This window comes from Advenella sp. FME57, assembly GCF_014897675.1.
GTDB lineage: Bacteria > Pseudomonadota > Gammaproteobacteria > Burkholderiales > Burkholderiaceae_B > Advenella.
Map to the genome: position 1 here is coordinate 23,309 of NZ_JABUXU010000024.1, position 17,777 is coordinate 41,085.

Here is a 17,777-nt window from a genome sequence, read left to right on the forward strand (position 1 = left end):
ATATGTTAAAGGTGTTGAAGCTGTATGGCTGTAAACTTAAATATACCTGACGAATCAGCTATCTATCCGGTAGCAGGGGTTGAAATTGGCATTGCGCAAGCCGGGATCAAAAAGCCTGGCCGCGATGATCTCACATTATTCAAATTCACACCAGGTACCTCTGTAGCTGGCGTTTTCACCCGTAACCGTTTCAGAGCCGCCCCGGTGCAGATCTGCGAATCGCGCCTGGCCAAGGGCAATGCCATGCGGGCCCTGGTCATCAATACCGGCAATGCCAATGCCGGCACCGGTGCTGACGGCCTGGAACGTGCCTTTGAGACCTGTCGCGTGCTGTCCAAGGAACTGGGCCTGTTGGAAGAAGAAATCCTGCCATTTTCTACAGGGGTTATTCTTGAACCCCTTCCGGTAGACAAGATTACGGCAGCGTTGCCGCAATGCATTCGATCCCTGGACAAAAATGCCTGGCTCAAGGCAGCGCACAGTATCATGACCACCGATACGCTGCCCAAAATCTGCTCCAGGCAACTGACACTGGACGGGCGTAAAGTGAGCATTACCGGCATCAGCAAAGGCGCCGGCATGATCCGCCCAAATATGGCCACCATGCTGGGCTTTGTCGCAACCGATGCGGAAATTGCCCCGGCACTGCTCAAGGAGCTGGTCAAGGATATTGCCAACCGTTCTTTTAACCGTATTACGGTAGACGGCGACACCTCGACCAATGACTCATTTATCGTGATCGCCACCGGTCAAAGCGGCATACAGGTACAGGACGCCCAAAGTCCACATTACCAGACCATTAAGGCAGAGCTGATTGAAGTCGCCCGCGAGCTGGCACAAAAAATCGTGCGTGATGCCGAAGGCGCCACCAAATTCATCACCATCCAGGTGGAAGAGGCAGAAAGCAGCCAGACTGCGCTGAAAATTGCCTACGCGATCGCGCACTCCCCGCTGGTCAAAACCGCCTTCTACGCATCGGATCCGAACCTGGGTCGCATTCTGGCCGCCATTGGTTACGCCGGCGTCGATGATCTGAATGTGACCGCCCTGCGCCTGTGGCTTGACGATGTGCTGGTTGCCACCGGCGGCGGCCGCGATCCTGACTATCTAGAAGAAGATGGGCAGCGTGTCATGCAGCAGCCCGAGATTCTGGTGCGTGTAGCACTGGGCCGCGGCAATGTATCGGAAACGGTATACAGTTGCGACTTCTCGCATGAGTACATCAGCATCAACGCAGACTACCGTTCCTGAGATCAAACCCGGGCAGCGTAGCCAGGCCTGGCATGATCTTCACTGGCTGACGCATTCTCCGGATTTGCTGGCGCCAGCTGCAGATCTGCCACTGGCAAGCTGGCCGGCCACCGCGCTGCGCGAGATTGACCGCTGGCTGCAGCACCAAGGCAATGCGCCCGAGCCCCTCTCCAGCGACTTTGGCGCACACTACCGCCGGCTTGGGCTCTATGCCGAAGCCCTGCTGCGTATCGCGCTGCAGCAGGCCGGCAGCATTGAACTGCTGGCGCACCGCACACCCATCCATATCACCGTTTCCCAGGCTCTTGGCGCTGCCCGGCAAACCGTTGGCGAGCTGGACTATATCTGGCGCGACCGCCATAACAATCAGGTGTGGCACTGGGAATTGGCCGTCAAGTATTATCTTTATGTGCCGCAGGCTAGCCGGACCCAGGACGCCGACCGGTTCGTCGGCCTGCAACAGCGCGATACGCTGGCTCGCAAAACCACAAAATTGCGCGATCGACAGTTGCCGCTGTCCGCAATGCCACAGGTTACCCAGCAATTGGGCGTGCTAGTCGACGCCGCCGCAGCGTATGTCAAGGGCTGGCTGTTCTACCCCTTGCGGGGCGAGCGCTGGGATGATTATGTCCTTGCCGAACCTGCCACCCGGGCGATGCTCAATCCTCTGCACCCAAGGGGCTGGTGGCTGACGCAAGCCGATTTTGCGCAGCGCCTCACACGCGAGACCCGCGCAGGCGGGACCGGTATTGTGCGCTGGCGCATTCTATCGCGCATGCAATGGCTGTCTCCGCAACAGATCGATGTCGCCGACACGCTTGAGGCCACGGCACTTCTGGCACAACTTGAAGCCTGGTTCTGTTCCGTCGCTGCAGCAACAGGCCCGAGGCCAGGACTGTTGATCGTGGCATTGGCCCCGTCGGGCGTCGCAGCACCGGTCAGCGACACCGGCGTACCGGTAAAGGCTGCAGCAGGACCGGAGTTCGCCGCGCCCGGGGCCGGGCACCTGCTGCAGGAATCTTTCGGCCGGGCGTACACAGAAGTACACCGTGGTTTTGTGGTTGCCAATGATTGGGTCGACGCAGTATTGTGATCGCGTCGCGGGCTGGCATCTGTCGGCAAAAATACCACATTTTGTGCCGGCCTACCCCCTCGCCGGCTGACTTTATTGGAACAAGCGATTGATTCTTTTGACTTTTTATTGGTTTTCGCAGTAGAATAACGGGCTTAGCGTTGAAATATGCTAATTCCAAATTTATTTTTAGAGGTTAACCCATATGTACGCGGTCATAAAAACCGGAGGCAAGCAGTATCGTGTTGCCGAAGGTCAAAAACTCAAGGTAGAACAGATACCGGCAGACATCGGGCAAGAAATCTCGCTAGACCAAGTTTTGTCAGTAGGCGAAGGTGAAACACTCAAAGTGGGTGCACCCCTGGTCGAAGGCGCTGTGGTTAAAGCCAAAGTTCTTGCACATGGACGTCACGACAAGGTGAAAATTTTCAAAATGCGCCGTCGCAAGCATTATCAGCGGCACCAAGGCCATCGCCAGAATTACACCCAGATCGTCATCGAAGCAATCACTGCTTGATCCGTTCGTTAACAGCACAACAGGAGCTTAAACATGGCACAGAAAAAGGGCGGCGGCTCGACCCGCAACGGCCGCGACTCGGAATCCAAACGACTGGGCGTAAAAGCCTTTGGCGGTGAAGTTATTCCAGCCGGTTCAATTATTGTTCGTCAGCGTGGCACACGTTTTCACCCGGGAACCAATGTTGGTATCGGTAAAGACCACACTCTGTACGCACTGGTAGACGGCAGTGTTTCCTTTTCACATAAAGGCGCACTCAACAAGCATACTGTTTCCGTCACAAAGGTAGACTAAACCTTTCCCCGGACATCATGCAGTGCCGTTCACTTGTCGCCAGGTGAACGGCATTTTTTATTCCGCAACGCGCTCTGATATGCTCAGACCTGCCCGCGTGAATGATAATAAAGCACTTACACGGCGACTCCATTTATTACAGGCCACAGGAATCCATCATGAAATTCGTTGACGAAGCGACGATCGAAGTCATTGCCGGCAAGGGCGGCAACGGGGCGGCGAGTTTTCGTCGCGAAAAATTCATCCCCAAGGGCGGCCCCGATGGCGGCGATGGCGGACGTGGCGGCAGCATTTATGCTATTGCCGACAGAAACATCAATACCCTGATCGACTTTCGCTATGCACGCCTGCATCGCGGCAAGAATGGTGAAAACGGCCGCGGCTCAGACCAATACGGCGCCGCGGCCGCCGATATCACCCTGCGTGTCCCGGTCGGCACGGTCATCTATGATGCCGAAACCAATGAGCAGTTGTTTGACCTGAACCATCATCAGATGCAGGTCACGCTGGCTGCTGGTGGCCAGGGGGGCATGGGCAATCTGCACTTCAAGTCCAGCGTCAATCGTGCGCCACGCCAGTTCACCTACGGCAAGGAAGGCGAGCAGCGCAAGCTGCGACTGGAACTCAAAGTGCTGGCCGATGTCGGGCTGCTGGGCATGCCCAACGCCGGCAAATCCACGCTCATCACGCGTATATCCAATGCCAAGCCCAAGATTGCAGACTACCCTTTCACCACCCTGCATCCAAACCTGGGCGTGGTACGCACCTCGCCCTCACGCAGTTTTGTGGTCGCCGATATTCCCGGCCTGATCGAAGGGGCATCCGAAGGCGCCGGGCTGGGCCATCTTTTCCTGCGCCACTTGTCGCGCACTCGTGTGTTACTGCATCTGGTGGACGTTGCCGGCCTTGATCCAGACCAGGATCCAGTGGAGGTTGCCGCCCATAACGTGCGCGCCATTGCCGAAGAACTGCGCAAATACGACGCCCAACTGCACGCCAAGCCCCGCTGGCTGGTGCTGAACAAGCTGGATATGGTCAACGATCCGCAGGACATACAGCAACGGCTGTGCAAGGAACTGCAATGGGACGGACCGGTCTTTGCCATTTCGGCCCTGTCGGGCGATGGCACCCAGGCGCTGATCTGGGCGCTGCAGGATTATCTGGACGCAGAAAAAGGTCGCGAAATGGCCGAACAGGACAAAGCGGCAGAAGCCTACGTGCCGGAAGATCCGCGCTTTGACGAATCACGTCACAATCTGAACGACGCCGACAAATAACGGTTCTGCGCCCTATCACTCTTTCGTTTCCTTCTTCTGGATTTTTTGCAACATGAGCGATTTCGTTTCTTCAGTGGCCACGGCAAAGCGTATCGTCGTCAAAGTGGGCTCATCCCTGCTCACCAACAATGGTCAGGGCCTGGATCCGCAGGCCATCGGAGAATGGTCATCGCAAATCGCCACCCTGTGTCGCCAGAACAAGCAACTGATTCTGGTGTCCAGCGGCGCCATCGCCGAAGGCATGGCACGCCTGAAGTGGAAAACCCGTCCCAAAGCCATGAGCGAGCTGCAGGCTGCAGCTGCGGTGGGCCAGATGGGCCTGATCCAGGCCTATGAATCGGCTTTCGCAGCGCACCACATGCGCGCAGCACAAATTTTGCTGACCCATGAAGATTTGACCGACCGCCTGCGTTATCTGAATGCGCGGTCAACCATTTTTAAACTGCTGGAGCTCGGTGTCATCCCTATCGTCAATGAGAACGATACGGTGGTCACGGACGAAATCCGCCTGGGTGATAACGACACCCTGGGCGCCGTGGTCAGTAATCTGATAGAAGCCGATGCGTTGATCATTCTGACGGACCAGCGCGGGCTATACGACAGCGATCCGCGCAGCAACCCCGATGCCCGCTTTATTCACCTGGCCACCGCCGGTGATCCGGCGCTGCAGAAAATGGCCGGCGGCGCCGGCAGCCATATCGGCACCGGCGGCATGCTGACCAAGGTACTGGCCGCACAGCGCGCCGCAAGTAGCGGCGCCACCACCATTATCGCGTCTGGCCGCGAGGAGCGCGTCCTGGAGCGTCTGGGCCTGGGCGAAGCCATCGGCACCGAATTGCGCGCCTCGCCCTCTTTGCGCTCCGCACGCAAGCAATGGATGGCCGACCATTTGCGTCTGCCCGGCAAGTTGGTGCTGGACGAAGGCGCATGCAAGGCGCTGGTAGACCAGGGTAAAAGCCTGCTGGCTGTTGGCGTGACCGATGTCGTCGGTGAATTTGAACGCGGCGACGTCGTGGCCTGCACCGACCAGCAGCATCGAGAAATCGCCCGCGGACTGAGCAATTACTCTTCGGCCGAAACCCGCCGGATCATGCGACACCCGACCCGCGAAATCGAAAGCATTCTTGGCCATTGCCGCGACGAAGAGCTGATTCACCGCAATAACATGGTGCTCGTTCACGCGCCACAAGGTGCCGCTGTCGATATTCCCCAAATTTAAATGCCCGCTGTAGCATCGCCTGGGCAGCAGCCGATAGAACGCAGCGCCGGCTAAGCCACGGCTTGCAATTGCGCCGCTTGTAGGGCTGCCACTTGTGCGACCGGTGCTTGCAATTGAAATTGATTATGGGCGCCGTCGCAGCAAGGGTCAGTCCGGCGTCGCATGAGCCCGCCCCCCGCCGGTGACGGCCTTGTACTGACGCAGGCCTATTGTGAAGCACAACAGTACGGCGGCCGCAGCAAATGCCCCAGCCAACCAGAGATTGGCCGTCAACCCGAGCGAATCGACCATCTGACCGCCGAGCCAGGATCCCAGCGCTATGCCTACATTGAATGCGCCCACGTATAGTGCAGTGGCTACTTCCACAGCGCCTGCTGCAGCTTTCATCATCCATGTCATCAGACCAACCGACACGCCTCCATAAGCCAGCCCCCAAATCAGTAACGTCACGCCGCCGCCCAAGGGGGAACGTCCGACAAGCAGGAACAGGGCCGGCGTAAGCAGCAACCCCAGCGCAATCGCCAGCAATGTCTGCTGCGTATAGCGAGCGGCAAGAATGCCCATCAGAAAGTTGCCGGCAATGCCCGCGATACCGTAAGCAAACAGCAATCCCCCAATCCATTGCACGTCAAAACCCGAAACAGACAGCAATAATGGACGCACAAACGTAAAGGCGATAAAGTGACCTGCCACCAATAACAGCGTTAAAGCCAGGCCTACTTGCAATTGACGATTACCAAGCTGCGTGCCGAACTGCCGTACGGACGCCGAACGCGCAACTGGTAACGCCGGAATCACAGCAACATGCAGTGCCAGCACGAGCCCGCTGAGCATTGCCATGCAACCAAAGGCCCAGCGCCAACCCCACATCTGGCCGACCAGTGCCCCTAGCGGCACGCCCAGCACAGATGCCGCCGCCACCCCGCCGAAGATGATGGATGTCGCCAATCCGACTGCATGATTGGGGACAAGCCTGGAGGCCAGACCAGCGGCAATGGCCCAGATGCCACCTATACAGAAACCGACCAGAATGCGAGTTGCAAGCATCCACGCCATGCTCGGGGCAAGCGCCCCGGCAATATTGGCAATCACCAGCAGCCCCAACAAACCACACAGTATCCTGCGCCGGTCTGTGCCACCCGCCGCCATGACCACCAGCGGCGCAAACATCGCCGCCAGCAGTGCGGGCAACGAGATCATTAAACCGGCGGTTCCGGCAGACGTATCCAGCGTCTGGGCAATTGGCGTAAGCAAGCCGACCGGCAGCATCTCCGTGGTTACGACGCAAAAGGTCGCAAGGCCTACAGCGACCACCGCCAGCCAGGGATGCCGGGCATCCGCTTGTTCAGAAACAGTTGGCGACGAGTTCATGTGATTGATCCTTGAATTTGTATGAAAATTTTGCGGCCATTACGCGGCTTCGGATACCGGCGGGGACTGACAATATGCGCGCAGACGCAGATGCCCCAAAAGCGCTACCAGCAATACCAAGATCCCCGCACACAGCGCAATAGCAAAGCCGACCTGCGCGCCTGATTCATCCACAATCCGGCCCGAGGCGACGGCCCCCAACGCCACGCCCACATTCAGACGGGCCAGCAGCCAGGTCATGCCCTCGGTCAATTGGCGCGCCGGCACCAGACGCTCCACCAGCGTCATCGCCACTATCATCGTTGGTGCAAAGAACAAACCGGCCAAGAATACAGTGGCAGCCAGCGCGGGGACATTGTCTACCAGCATCAGGGGAAGCGTGGTGACAGCCGTTGCCAGCCCACCCAGCAACAGCAAGCGATGCAAGGGCGTTCGCAATTTCATTGCGCCAAATAGCAGGCCTGCCAGGAACGATCCGACAGCATAGGCTGCCAGCACCAGGCTAGCCGCCGCCGGCTGCCCCAATTGCTCGGTGAGGGCCACGCTCACGATATCCACGGTGCCGACAATAACGCCCATTGCCGCCATCAGCAGTATCAACAAGCGTACATTGGCCAGCCGGATAACCGATCCTGCGGCATCTGTGCCGTTGGGCCGGACCTGAACCTGGGGTTCAGTGCCACGCTGGGTGGTCAGCGCCCATACGCCAAGCACAAGCAACACGAGCGCTGCCAATGGACCAGCTTGGGGAAACGCCGCTACCGACAATCCAACAGACAGCGCAGGCCCGACGATGTAGGTGGCTTCATCAATTACCGTCTCCAGGGAATAGGCGGCACTTAACTGCGGCTGACCCCGATAAATCGCCGTCCATCGTGCCCGCAGCATCGCCGAGATACTGGGCATGAAGCCGGCCAGCAAGGCGCCAGCGAACAAAATCCAGTCGGGTGCCTGCCAACGGGACGCAGCAAGCAAAACCAGCATACCGATAACACTGATCATCGTCGCTGCGGGCAATACCCGGCTTTGTCCGTGACGGTCTACCAAACGAGAGATCTGCGGTGACAATAGTGCGTAGGTCAACACGAACGTAGCAGACACGGCACCGGCTAAAGCATAGCTTGCACGCAGTTGCGACAGCATGGTGATGATGCCGATACCAGTCATGGGCAGTGCAATCCGCGCCAGCAGACCTGCCAGGGCAAAGCCCATGGCGCCAGGCGCAACGAAAAGTTCTCGATACGGATTAACCATTTCATTCTCCAGAGCGCGACCCGCTTGCCATTGCGTCACGGGGCAGCGATAATACATACAGTGCGTATGAATAGAATTATATATTCATACGCATCGTATGTAAATAATCATACGTCACGTATTAAAAAGGAGATGCACAAATGGTCCGTCGAACCCGCGCCGAAACGGAAGAAACGCGCGCTACTCTGCTGGCGACGGCAAGAAAGGTATTCACTGAGCGTGGCTATGCCGACACGTCGATGGATGAGCTCACGGCGCAGGCAAACCTGACCCGCGGCGCGCTCTATCATCATTTTGGCGACAAAAAAGGGTTGCTTGAGGCTGTGGTAGAACAGATCGATGCCGAGACCGATGCCCGCCTGCGAGTAATTTCTGACTCGGCTCAGGACCCATGGGAAGGTTTTAACAATCGCTGCCACGCCTATCTGGAGATGGCGCTGGAACCCGAAATGCAGCGCATTGTGCTACGCGACGCCAAAGCGGTGTTGGGGGGCCCTTCGCCTGACTCACGCCGCCATTGTCTGGACACGATGCAACGACTGATCGAAAATCTCATGCAACAGGGCGTTGTAGTCAAAACCGACCCGGAAGTATTGACCGCACTCATTTACGGCGGCCTGGCCGAGGCCGCCGTCTGGATCGCGCAAGCCAAGGACGGCAAGCTGCGATTGAAGCAGGCCAAGGCCACCTTACAATTGCTACTTCGGGGCCTGTTAATCAGGGCATAGACCAGGCCTGATATTGTCACACCAGGAAAATGCATATCCCGATACGGATATTATTGGCCTGTTACTGACCTGATATTGCTGAAGCGATATCATGGACGTGATATCGTATATTTGATACCAAGTGCGTGATTGACCTTTGGCGATAGGCCGAATAAATGTGGATTTGACGCTATCGTTACCCCCAAACATAAAGAAAAGAAAATTTTCGATAAAAAAACGTCAAAAAGTGATAATTGTTAAAGAAAACCTTTGAAACCCGGCTATTATTGAAAATTGTTATTTACCACTTGTAACATTTTTGGTCTATCTGATATGGCTACTCGAAAAAACTATGAATCCTTGCCAGACCTGCGCGCAGTGGCAAAACTAGGCACCTTTGCCGAGCGGCTGCACTTTCTTCGCAAAATTCATCATGGCATGAATCAAAACGAACTGGCGCTTGAGCTCGGTGTGTCCCAAAGTACGATCGCCAATTATGAGATGGGTAATCGTAAAGTCAGCCCATCAGCGCAAATTGTCAGTCGGCTGGCTGTATTCTTTGGTGTCAATTCCGATTGGCTGATCAACGGCACACTGCCCATTCTTCCGGAAAAAAGTTTCGTTCCCCCGGAAGTGGCCGCCCGCGACGCCTTGTTCAAATCACTGACCCAAAAGGAAACAGCTGCGCTTATTGCCCTTACCGGCAAACAGCGCAAAGAGCTGACGGCGCATATCAAGTCATACCTGAAAAATGCTTGATCAGCCTAGCTGATTCCTTGCCCAGTACCAGCAAAAAAAGAGCCGTGTGCAATGTATAACGCACACGGCTCTTTCCGTTTTTTGCCAGGACCCATTGACTCAGTCCCCGCCCTGCTCCGATACGCTTATCCGCACGCATCAATCATCATCGATCGCGACATTACGACCAAAGCTAGCGGCCGTAACCTTCTTAAACGATTGCTGCAGTGTCAGGCACCTTGCTCGCATCATGAAAGTCAACTGACGGATTGACCACCGGCTTGATAAAACCGGTACGAATTAGAAAGTCTCCAAAACCTTCCTGATCCTGCCGCCCGGCAGCCCAATGACCGATCTGTTCATCCAGGATGTCCAGAATCTGTTCTTCGGTAATGTTTTCCTTGTACAGCCTTGGAATGCGGGTACCGACGCGATTGCCGCCCAGGTGCAGATTGTAGCGCCCTACCGCTTTACCAACCAGTCCCACCTCGGCCAGCATGGCTCTGCCGCAACCATTCGGACAGCCCGTCACGCGCGTGACAATAAAGTCGTCTTGCAAACCATGACGAGCCATGATGGCATCCATTTTGTCGATAAACGACGGCAAAAAGCGCTCGGCTTCAGCCATCGCCAGCGGACAGGTTGGCAAGGCCACACAGGCCATTGAGTTTTCCCGCTGGACAGTCACGTTGTCGTTGATCAAACCATGGTCGCGCGCCAGTTTTTCTATCGCATCCTTGTTCGCCGCATCCACATTGGCCACGATCAGATTCTGGTTAGCCGTCAGACGAAAATCACCGTTGTGAATTCGCGCAATCTCACGCAAGCCAGTTTTCAGCGACCGGCCGGGATAGTCCAGCACACGTCCATTTTCAATGAACAGCGTCAGATGCCATTTTTTATCAATGCCATGAACCCAGCCGATCCTATCGCCTCTATCGGTAAATTCGTAGGGGCGGATCGGCTCAAAGGCAAAGCCCATGCGCTGTTCCACTTCCGCCTTGAACGCCTCCAGGCCCACACGCAAAATCGTGTAGCGTGTTTTGGCCGCTTTCCTGTCGCTGCGATTACCCAAGTCACGTTGCGCCGTCACCACTGCTGCGGCGGTGTCCAGCGTTTTGTCCAGGGGGATGAAACCGAACTCATACGCCGTGGTGGGAAAAGTCGCGGCATTGCCATGTTCCATGGACAGGCCACCACCGATCAGCACGTTGAATCCAATCAGGCTGCCTGCCTGTTCGATAGCAACAAAATTCAGATCGTTGGCATGTAGGTCCACATCGTTTTGCGGCGGTATGATCACTGTAGTTTTGAATTTGCGTGGCAGATAGCTTTTGCCCAGAATCGGCTCCAGTGTATCGGTATCGGTGCTTTGCACCTTTTCGCCATCCAGCCAAATTTCCGCGTAAGCCTGAGTTTTGGGCAGCAGATGCTCGGAAATTTTCTTGGCCCATTCCCAGGCTTGTACGTGCAGCTGGGACTCGACCGGGTTGGACGTGCATAGCACATTGCGATTGACATCGCCCGCCGTAGCGATCGAATCCAGGCCCAGTTGATGCAGCCACTGGTGTACCGGACGAATATTCTGCTTTAACACGCCGTGATACTGGAAGGTCTGACGATTGGTAATGCGGATGCTGCCGTACATTGTATGACTGGCGGCAAACTCGTCAATCCCCAGCCACTGGGCTGGTGTAATGACACCGCCCGGCATCCGGCAGCGCAGCATCACATTTTTCAGCGGCTCCAGTTTCTGTTCTACACGTTCGGCCCGAATATCACGATCGTCCTGCTCATACATGCCGTGAAAACGGATCAGGTTGAAATTGTCACCACGAAAGCCGCCGCTTAACGGATCCTGAAGATCCTCGACGATGGTGCCGCGCAGATACCTGCTATTGCTTTTCAGACGTTCGTTATCCGACAGCTTGCCGGCCGGTGCTTTGATGTCACTCATGATCATTCCTCAATATACGTCGCGCTGATAGCGGTGCGACTCGCGCAGCTCATCCAGATAGGCATCGGCATCATCAACACTGAGCCCGCCCTCGCTGGCGATCACCTCAAGCAAGGCCGCTTCAACGTCTTTAGCCATACGACTTGCGTCACCGCACACGTACAGATGCGCGCCCCTCTGCAGCCACTGCCACAGCTGCGTGCCTTCCTGCAGCAACTTGTGCTGGACGTAAACTTTTTCCTGCTGATCACGCGACCATGCAAAACTGTAGCGTGACAAACGCTCGGACTTGGCCAACTGCTGCCATTCGAGCTGGTATAGAAAATCATCCTTGAAGGATTGGTTGCCAAAAATGAGCCAGTTGTCCCCTTCCTGGTCTTGGGCATCGCGTTTCTGCATAAATGCGCGAAACGGTGCAATGCCAGTGCCGGCCCCGATCATGATAATGGGCGTTTGTGCATCCTGGGGCAGACGAAAGTGCGCCGACGGTTCGATAAAAATATCCACTTCATCGCCTGCTTCCAGACGACGATTCAGGTAACCGGAAGCCCCACCCTGATACTGTATCGTATCCTGCTCATACTCCACCAGGGCCACGGTGATGTGGACCTCGTCACCCACCTCTTCCTGCGCCGAAGCAATGGAATACAGGCGCGGGGTAAGCGGGCGCAGCAAATTGCACAACTGCTGCGCTGTCAGCACCTGCGGCACCCTTCGGAGCACCGTATCTATAGGCGTATCGGCGATATAGTCCTGCAATGCCTTGTTGTCGGCAACCAGCTCAAGAAGACCCGGATCCTGGGTAATCTGTGCATATCCCTTCACAAAGGCCGGCGTGTTTTGGGTAATGTCCAGATGATGAATCAGTGCGTAGCGAACCCCCACCTGTGTCTTGCCATCGGCCAGCGTCACATTTGCGGCGCCATCGATCCCGGTCGAGGACAAAATCGAATCAACTAGCGCCGGGTCATTGCGAAACCAGACACCCAGCGCATCGCCAGGCTGATAACGGATACCGGAGTCAGCCAGATCAAATTCCAGATGCCGTACATCCTTGAGCGAGTCGCGACTGGTGATTTTCTGGTTGGTCAGAATGGTGGCAGTAAACGGTTTTTCCCGCGTGTAAATTTGCGCATGCACCTGCGGTTCATTGACCAGGCCACTGACACTGGCGGGCGCTGAAGTGGCTGCCGTATTGCTGCTTTCGTGTTCGACCAGCCAGGCCACTGTTTTTTCAACCCACTGGTCAGCCGTTGCCTGGTAATCCAAGTCGCAGTCTACACGCTCAAACAGACGCTGCGCGCCCAGTTGCTCCAGACGCGAATCGAAATCCTTGCCCGCCTGGCAAAAATCAGGATAGGAACTGTCTCCCAACCCCAGCACTGCAAACTGCAGGGATTTGACCTCGGGTGGCTTCTTGCCGAACAGCGCCTTGTGCAATGTCAGCGCCTCTTCAGGTGGTTCACCATCGCCCTGGGTCGAGACGACAACCAGGACAAGCCGCTCCGAAGCGAGCTGCCGGCTTTTGTAATCGCCCGCATTTTTGAGCACCGATGCGACCCCGGCGGCCTTCAGTTTATCCTGCAACGACTGGGCAACCCGGCGTGCATTACCGGTCTGGGATGCCGACAATATCAGTACCGGACTGGCCTGTTCCGGCGTGCCGGGCGCTGCTGCAACACTGGCACTGGCGGCGACAGGTGCATCCATCTGCTGGCTGCGTGCCCATAAATAGCCGGACAGCCACGCTGTCTGCAACGGATTCAACCCCGAAAGGTTCTTCTGCAATTCGGATAGCGTATCCGAATTGATCGGCAAGCCCGATAGTGGTGGATAACTCATTTGTCTGATTTCCCTGCGCACGGACAATACTCACCCAGTAGAATGCCGGTCGTCAGAACCGTGCCCTGGGCGGCTTGTCACTCATTGTTTACTATTTATGTGGACGATTTACTATTTATACGGGTTTCATCCTAGCAACGATTGCGCACTGCACGAACGACAGATATGTCATTTCAACATTACCTCTATCTATATAAGCCTGCCAGGTATGTGATACCTTCTTATTACTGAAAGATCTAAGCTACAAGCAGATATATATTTTTCGATTATTTGTAAAAACACTACGATTACAGATGCAATAACCATATAACCGCCCTTCTCTCACATTTGACTCGAAACACGATGCAGACCTTTCCCTTATTTGCCAATCTCGCAGGACGTCCCGTACTGGTGATTGGCGGTGGCACAGTGGCCGAGCGCAAGACGCACGCCCTGCTTGATGCCGGCGCCTGCGTACACCTGGCAGCCCCGGAGCTGACACCACAACTGAAATTATGGACAGAACAGGGCAAAGTATTGCTGCGCGGGCAGCAGTTTGAAGCCCAATGGCTCGACGACGTATTCCTGGTTGTGGCGGCCACCGACGATGCCGCTGTCAATCAGACCGTATCGGATGCCGCCGAAGCTCGTAAAAAACTGGTCAACGTCGTGGACAATCCACAACTGTGTTCGTATATCGTTCCGTCGGTGATCGACCGTTCGCCCGTGCAAATTGCCATTAGCAGCAATGGCACGGCCCCGGTGCTTATCCGGCAATTGCGCCAGCAACTGGAAACACTGATTCCCCAGCAATTCGGCAATATGGCCCAGATTGCCGGACGCTGGCGTGGCAAGGTCAAGCAACAACTGGGCTCCCTGACGGAACGACGACGCTTCTGGGAAATGCTGTTCAGCAGCCGCTTTGCCGATGCCGCGCAGTCGGGCGACACGGCGGGCGCCGAGGCGTTGCTGCAGGCGCAACTGGCTAGCGGCGTGCCGCAACAAGGCGAAGTCACACTGGTGGGCGCTGGTCCGGGCGACCCCGGGTTGCTTACCCTGAACGCCCTGCAGGCCGTTCAACAAGCCGATATTGTCTTTCATGACGCACTGATTTCAGATGAAATAATGACACTGATCCGCCGCGATGCCGAGCGGGTGCCGGTGGGCAAGCGCGGTGGCCACCATTCTGTGCCACAGGACCAGATCAATGAACTGTTGATCAGCCACGCCAGAAAAGGCCTGCGCGTGGTGCGGCTCAAGGGCGGTGATCCTTTTATTTTCGGACGTGGCGGCGAGGAAATGCAGGCAGTCACCGACCAGGGCATTGCCTGTCGGGTGATTCCGGGTATCACTGCCGCACTAGGCGCCTCTGCCTATGCCGGCATCCCGCTGACCCATCGCGACCATTCGCAATCGGTTCTGTTTGTTACCGGCCACACCTGTCGTAACGAAAATGCGATTGACTGGGATACCCTGGCTCGGCCGCGTCAGACCATTGTGGTCTACATGGGCACCGTTAATGCGGCCAGAATTACCCGCGAACTGACGCAGCGTGGTCGTCGTGCCGACACGCCGGTTGCCGTGGTCAGCCATGCCACACGCGCTTCACAAAAAGTGTACGCGGGCACATTGGCCGATCTGCACGCCCTGGCCGCGCAGGCCGCAGCGCCGGCTCTGTTCATCATTGGCGAAGTCGCTGCAGTACAGCATGAATCCCGGCTTTCTGGCGTAAACAGCGTGGCCAGCGAAACTAACAGCGTCATTGCAAACGCCGCCTGAACATGCTGCGTCGCACCAATATACACTGCGCGCTGCTGCGCCGTGCCGGCACCGCTTGTGCGGCAGCACATTTCAATTGCTTGCGTAAATGCTGGATCCATCGGATTGACTTGTCTGGATCCGCATAAGCTCCTATACTTCCCAGTTCAAGCAGGGGTACTGCGCCTTCGGCGTGGTTGAGAGAGTCCCTTTGTACCAGTACGGATAATGCCGATGCTGGGAGATCATTCGTCTACACGAAGGCTGTCCCGTATTCGGCTCCAATTTCAATTGTTTTGGAGCAAACATGAGTGCAAACCCAAAATTCCTGGCCGCGACGGCTCAGGTTGATTCCGCCGCCATCCAGGCGCTTCCCCAGTCACGCAAAATTTATGAACAGGGTTCTCGCCCGGACATTCGCGTGCCATTTCGTGAAATTAGTCAGGATGATACGCCTACCCTTTTTGGCGGGGAATCCAATCCGCCGCTGACCGTGTACGATGCCAGCGGCCCGTATACGGACCCCAAGGTACATATTGATATCCGCAAGGGCCTGCCCGAAGTACGCCGCGCCTGGATCGATGAACGGCAGGATACCGAAGTACTATCCGGTCCCAGCAGTGTCTATGGGCAGGAACGCCTGACAGATCCGGCCCTCACTGCCATGCGCTTCGAACTGCAGCGCCCGCCCCGACGTGCATTGGCAGGTCGCAATGTGAGCCAAATGCACTACGCGCGCAAAGGCATTATTACGCCAGAAATGGAATTTGTGGCCATCCGCGAAAACATGCGGATTGAGCAGTACATCGAAAGCGTGCGCCAAAGCGGACCTGAAGGCGCAAAGCTGGCTGCACGCATTCTGCGCCAGCATCCGGGACAGTCTTTTGGCGCTTCCATTCCCAAAAAAATCACCCCGGAATTCGTGCGGGACGAGATCGCTCGCGGGCGCGCCATCATTCCGGCCAACATCAATCACCCGGAAATTGAACCCATGGCCATTGGCCGCAATTTCCTGGTCAAGATCAATGCCAATATCGGCAACTCGGCGCTTGGCTCAAGCATCAATGAGGAAGTGGAAAAAATGACCTGGGCCATCCGCTGGGGTGGCGATACGGTGATGGATTTGTCCACCGGCAAGCATATCCATGAAACCCGCGAATGGATCATCCGCAACTCGCCAGTTCCCATCGGGACCGTGCCTATTTATCAGGCGCTGGAAAAAGTCGATGGCAAGGCAGAGGAACTGACCTGGGAAATTTTCCGGGACACGCTGATCGAACAGGCTGAACAGGGCGTGGACTATTTCACCATTCATGCGGGTGTGCGCCTGCCGTTCATCCCCATGACTGCCGATCGCATGACCGGCATCGTGTCACGGGGCGGTTCCATTATGGCCAAATGGTGTCTTGCCCACCACGAGGAAAGCTTCCTGTATACCCACTTTGAAGACATTTGCGACATCATGAAAGCCTACGATGTCAGTTTCTCACTGGGCGATGGACTGCGACCCGGCTCTGGTTACGATGCCAATGACGAGGCCCAGTTTGCCGAACTCAAAACGCTGGGCGAACTGACCAAAGTGGCGTGGAAGCACGATGTCCAGGTCATGATCGAAGGCCCAGGCCATGTGCCCATGCATTTGATCAAGGAAAATATGGATCTGCAGCTGGAGCATTGCGATGAGGCGCCGTTCTATACTCTGGGCCCGTTGACGACCGATATTGCCCCCGGCTACGATCATATTACCTCCGGCATTGGCGCGGCGCTGATCGGATGGTATGGAACAGCCATGTTGTGCTACGTCACCCCGAAAGAACACCTTGGGCTGCCCAACAAGAAAGACGTGAAGGACGGCATTATCACCTATAAAATTGCCGCGCACGCCGCCGATCTGGCCAAGGGTCACCCGGGCTCGGCCATCCGTGACAATGCACTGTCCAAAGCCCGCTTTGAGTTCCGCTGGGACGACCAGTTCAATCTGGGCCTGGACCCGGATACCGCCAAGGAGTTCCACGACGAAACACTGCCCAAGGATTCGATGAAAGTGGCTCACTTCTGTTCCATGTGCGGGCCACATTTCTGCAGCATGAAAATTACCCAGGACGTACGTGAATACGCCCAGAAGCAGGGTCTGACGGCAGATAAGGCATTACAGCAGGGCATGCAGGAAAAATCGATCGAATTCATGAAAAAAGGCGCCGAGCTGTATCACAAAACCTGATGCCCAGCAGCGGCAAAAGAGTGCTACCCAATCCGGCAGTACGAGGTTGGGTTGGTAGCATGTGCTGGCAGTGCACTTATCCCTGTTGTGATGCTGTCGGTAAAACTACCTTTGTCCACAATTGACAGCTAGGGATATATTTTGTAAATTAAAACCTGAAACCGGTGGGGTACGTTCCCACCGGTCCCTGATCAATAAGCTGGGGAGCTATACACTGGCATCAACAGCGATATACTGATCAGGATAAGTTGTAATACGATTTGCTTCATCGTATCCTCCTTATCAGGCAGGGCCCGGCTTCGGTCGGGCCCTTTTACCGT

The 17,777-nt window shown here is 56.1% G+C and carries 14 protein-coding genes; 10 read left to right on the forward strand and 4 right to left on the reverse strand.

Annotated features, from left to right (window positions below; all coding sequences use genetic code 11):
• Nucleotides 1-24: 24 nt before the first annotated feature.
• The 6 genes from argJ to proB all read left to right on the forward strand — a co-directional run bounded on the left by argJ (nucleotide 25) and on the right by proB (nucleotide 5,630).
• Nucleotides 25-1,251, forward strand: coding sequence for a bifunctional glutamate N-acetyltransferase/amino-acid acetyltransferase ArgJ (argJ, locus tag INT32_RS20245; protein WP_193090500.1), 1,227 nt, complete (start codon nucleotides 25-27; stop codon nucleotides 1,249-1,251).
• The gene (locus INT32_RS20250) at nucleotides 1,214-2,344 is read left to right on the forward strand and encodes a DUF1853 family protein (protein ID WP_193090501.1); all 1,131 of its coding nucleotides are present in this window, start codon (nucleotides 1,214-1,216) and stop codon (nucleotides 2,342-2,344) included. Before argJ ends, INT32_RS20250 begins: the two co-directional genes overlap by 38 nt.
• A 184-nt stretch (nucleotides 2,345-2,528) precedes the next feature.
• The gene (gene rplU / locus INT32_RS20255) at nucleotides 2,529-2,840 is read left to right on the forward strand and encodes a 50S ribosomal protein L21 (RefSeq protein WP_025373688.1); all 312 of its coding nucleotides are present in this window, start codon (nucleotides 2,529-2,531) and stop codon (nucleotides 2,838-2,840) included.
• Nucleotides 2,841-2,873: 33 nt separating this feature from the next.
• Nucleotides 2,874-3,134: a 50S ribosomal protein L27 gene (rpmA, locus tag INT32_RS20260; protein ID WP_014749778.1), complete on the forward strand. Its 261-nt coding sequence runs from the start codon at nucleotides 2,874-2,876 to the stop codon at nucleotides 3,132-3,134.
• Between the two features lie 158 nt (nucleotides 3,135-3,292).
• Nucleotides 3,293-4,411: a GTPase ObgE gene (gene obgE, locus INT32_RS20265; RefSeq protein ID WP_193090502.1), complete on the forward strand. Its 1,119-nt coding sequence runs from the start codon at nucleotides 3,293-3,295 to the stop codon at nucleotides 4,409-4,411.
• 52 nt (nucleotides 4,412-4,463) lie between these two features.
• Nucleotides 4,464-5,630, forward strand: coding sequence for a glutamate 5-kinase (gene proB, locus INT32_RS20270; RefSeq protein ID WP_193090503.1), 1,167 nt, complete (start codon nucleotides 4,464-4,466; stop codon nucleotides 5,628-5,630).
• 147 nt (nucleotides 5,631-5,777) lie between these two features.
• Here proB and INT32_RS20275 read toward each other — a convergent pair whose 3' ends face one another.
• Together INT32_RS20275 and INT32_RS20280 are read right to left on the reverse strand one after the other, a co-directional pair.
• Nucleotides 5,778-7,001: an MFS transporter gene (locus tag INT32_RS20275; RefSeq protein WP_193090504.1), complete on the reverse strand. Its 1,224-nt coding sequence runs from the start codon at nucleotides 6,999-7,001 to the stop codon at nucleotides 5,778-5,780.
• Between the two features lie 39 nt (nucleotides 7,002-7,040).
• On the reverse strand, nucleotides 7,041-8,255 hold the full coding sequence (locus INT32_RS20280; RefSeq protein ID WP_193090505.1) for an MFS transporter: 1,215 nt from the start codon (nucleotides 8,253-8,255) through the stop codon (nucleotides 7,041-7,043).
• A 140-nt stretch (nucleotides 8,256-8,395) separates the two neighbouring features.
• Here INT32_RS20280 and INT32_RS20285 point away from each other — a divergent pair, with 140 nt between their 5' ends.
• Complete coding sequence (locus INT32_RS20285) at nucleotides 8,396-8,983, forward strand: TetR/AcrR family transcriptional regulator (protein ID WP_193090506.1); 588 nt, start codon at nucleotides 8,396-8,398, stop codon at nucleotides 8,981-8,983.
• A 312-nt stretch (nucleotides 8,984-9,295) separates the two neighbouring features.
• Nucleotides 9,296-9,721 carry a helix-turn-helix domain-containing protein gene (locus INT32_RS20290; RefSeq protein WP_193090507.1) on the forward strand — a complete coding sequence of 142 codons (426 nt, stop codon included), beginning with the start codon at nucleotides 9,296-9,298 and terminating at the stop codon, nucleotides 9,719-9,721.
• Nucleotides 9,722-9,911: 190 nt separating this feature from the next.
• Here INT32_RS20290 and cysI read toward each other — a convergent pair whose 3' ends face one another.
• Together cysI and INT32_RS20300 are read right to left on the reverse strand one after the other, a co-directional pair.
• On the reverse strand, nucleotides 9,912-11,657 hold the full coding sequence (gene cysI, locus INT32_RS20295; RefSeq protein ID WP_193090508.1) for an assimilatory sulfite reductase (NADPH) hemoprotein subunit: 1,746 nt from the start codon (nucleotides 11,655-11,657) through the stop codon (nucleotides 9,912-9,914).
• A 9-nt stretch (nucleotides 11,658-11,666) separates the two neighbouring features.
• Nucleotides 11,667-13,499, reverse strand: coding sequence for an assimilatory sulfite reductase (NADPH) flavoprotein subunit (locus INT32_RS20300; protein ID WP_193090509.1), 1,833 nt, complete (start codon nucleotides 13,497-13,499; stop codon nucleotides 11,667-11,669).
• A gap of 342 nt (nucleotides 13,500-13,841) precedes the next feature.
• Here INT32_RS20300 and cysG point away from each other — a divergent pair, with 342 nt between their 5' ends.
• Nucleotides 13,842-15,257: a siroheme synthase CysG gene (cysG, locus tag INT32_RS20305; RefSeq protein ID WP_193090510.1), complete on the forward strand. Its 1,416-nt coding sequence runs from the start codon at nucleotides 13,842-13,844 to the stop codon at nucleotides 15,255-15,257.
• Nucleotides 15,258-15,543: 286 nt separating this feature from the next.
• The gene (thiC, locus tag INT32_RS20310; protein WP_193090511.1) at nucleotides 15,544-17,457 is read left to right on the forward strand and encodes a phosphomethylpyrimidine synthase ThiC; all 1,914 of its coding nucleotides are present in this window, start codon (nucleotides 15,544-15,546) and stop codon (nucleotides 17,455-17,457) included.
• Nucleotides 17,458-17,777: the final 320 nt, after the last annotated feature.

Excerpts from the sequence above, each read along its gene's own strand:
- argJ (WP_193090500.1), top strand. The coding sequence starts at position 25 with ATGGCTGTAAACTTAAATATACCTGACGAATCAGCTATCTATCCGGTA.
- INT32_RS20250 (WP_193090501.1), top strand. The coding sequence starts at position 1,214 with ATGAGTACATCAGCATCAACGCAGACTACCGTTCCTGAGATCAAACCC.
- rplU (WP_025373688.1), top strand. The coding sequence starts at position 2,529 with ATGTACGCGGTCATAAAAACCGGAGGCAAGCAGTATCGTGTTGCCGAA.
- rpmA (WP_014749778.1), top strand. The coding sequence starts at position 2,874 with ATGGCACAGAAAAAGGGCGGCGGCTCGACCCGCAACGGCCGCGACTCG.
- obgE (WP_193090502.1), top strand. The coding sequence starts at position 3,293 with ATGAAATTCGTTGACGAAGCGACGATCGAAGTCATTGCCGGCAAGGGC.
- proB (WP_193090503.1), top strand. The coding sequence starts at position 4,464 with ATGAGCGATTTCGTTTCTTCAGTGGCCACGGCAAAGCGTATCGTCGTC.
- INT32_RS20275 (WP_193090504.1), bottom strand. The coding sequence starts at position 7,001 with ATGAACTCGTCGCCAACTGTTTCTGAACAAGCGGATGCCCGGCATCCC.
- INT32_RS20280 (WP_193090505.1), bottom strand. The coding sequence starts at position 8,255 with ATGGTTAATCCGTATCGAGAACTTTTCGTTGCGCCTGGCGCCATGGGC.
- INT32_RS20285 (WP_193090506.1), top strand. The coding sequence starts at position 8,396 with ATGGTCCGTCGAACCCGCGCCGAAACGGAAGAAACGCGCGCTACTCTG.
- INT32_RS20290 (WP_193090507.1), top strand. The coding sequence starts at position 9,296 with ATGGCTACTCGAAAAAACTATGAATCCTTGCCAGACCTGCGCGCAGTG.
- cysI (WP_193090508.1), bottom strand. The coding sequence starts at position 11,657 with ATGAGTGACATCAAAGCACCGGCCGGCAAGCTGTCGGATAACGAACGT.
- INT32_RS20300 (WP_193090509.1), bottom strand. The coding sequence starts at position 13,499 with ATGAGTTATCCACCACTATCGGGCTTGCCGATCAATTCGGATACGCTA.
- cysG (WP_193090510.1), top strand. The coding sequence starts at position 13,842 with ATGCAGACCTTTCCCTTATTTGCCAATCTCGCAGGACGTCCCGTACTG.
- thiC (WP_193090511.1), top strand. The coding sequence starts at position 15,544 with ATGAGTGCAAACCCAAAATTCCTGGCCGCGACGGCTCAGGTTGATTCC.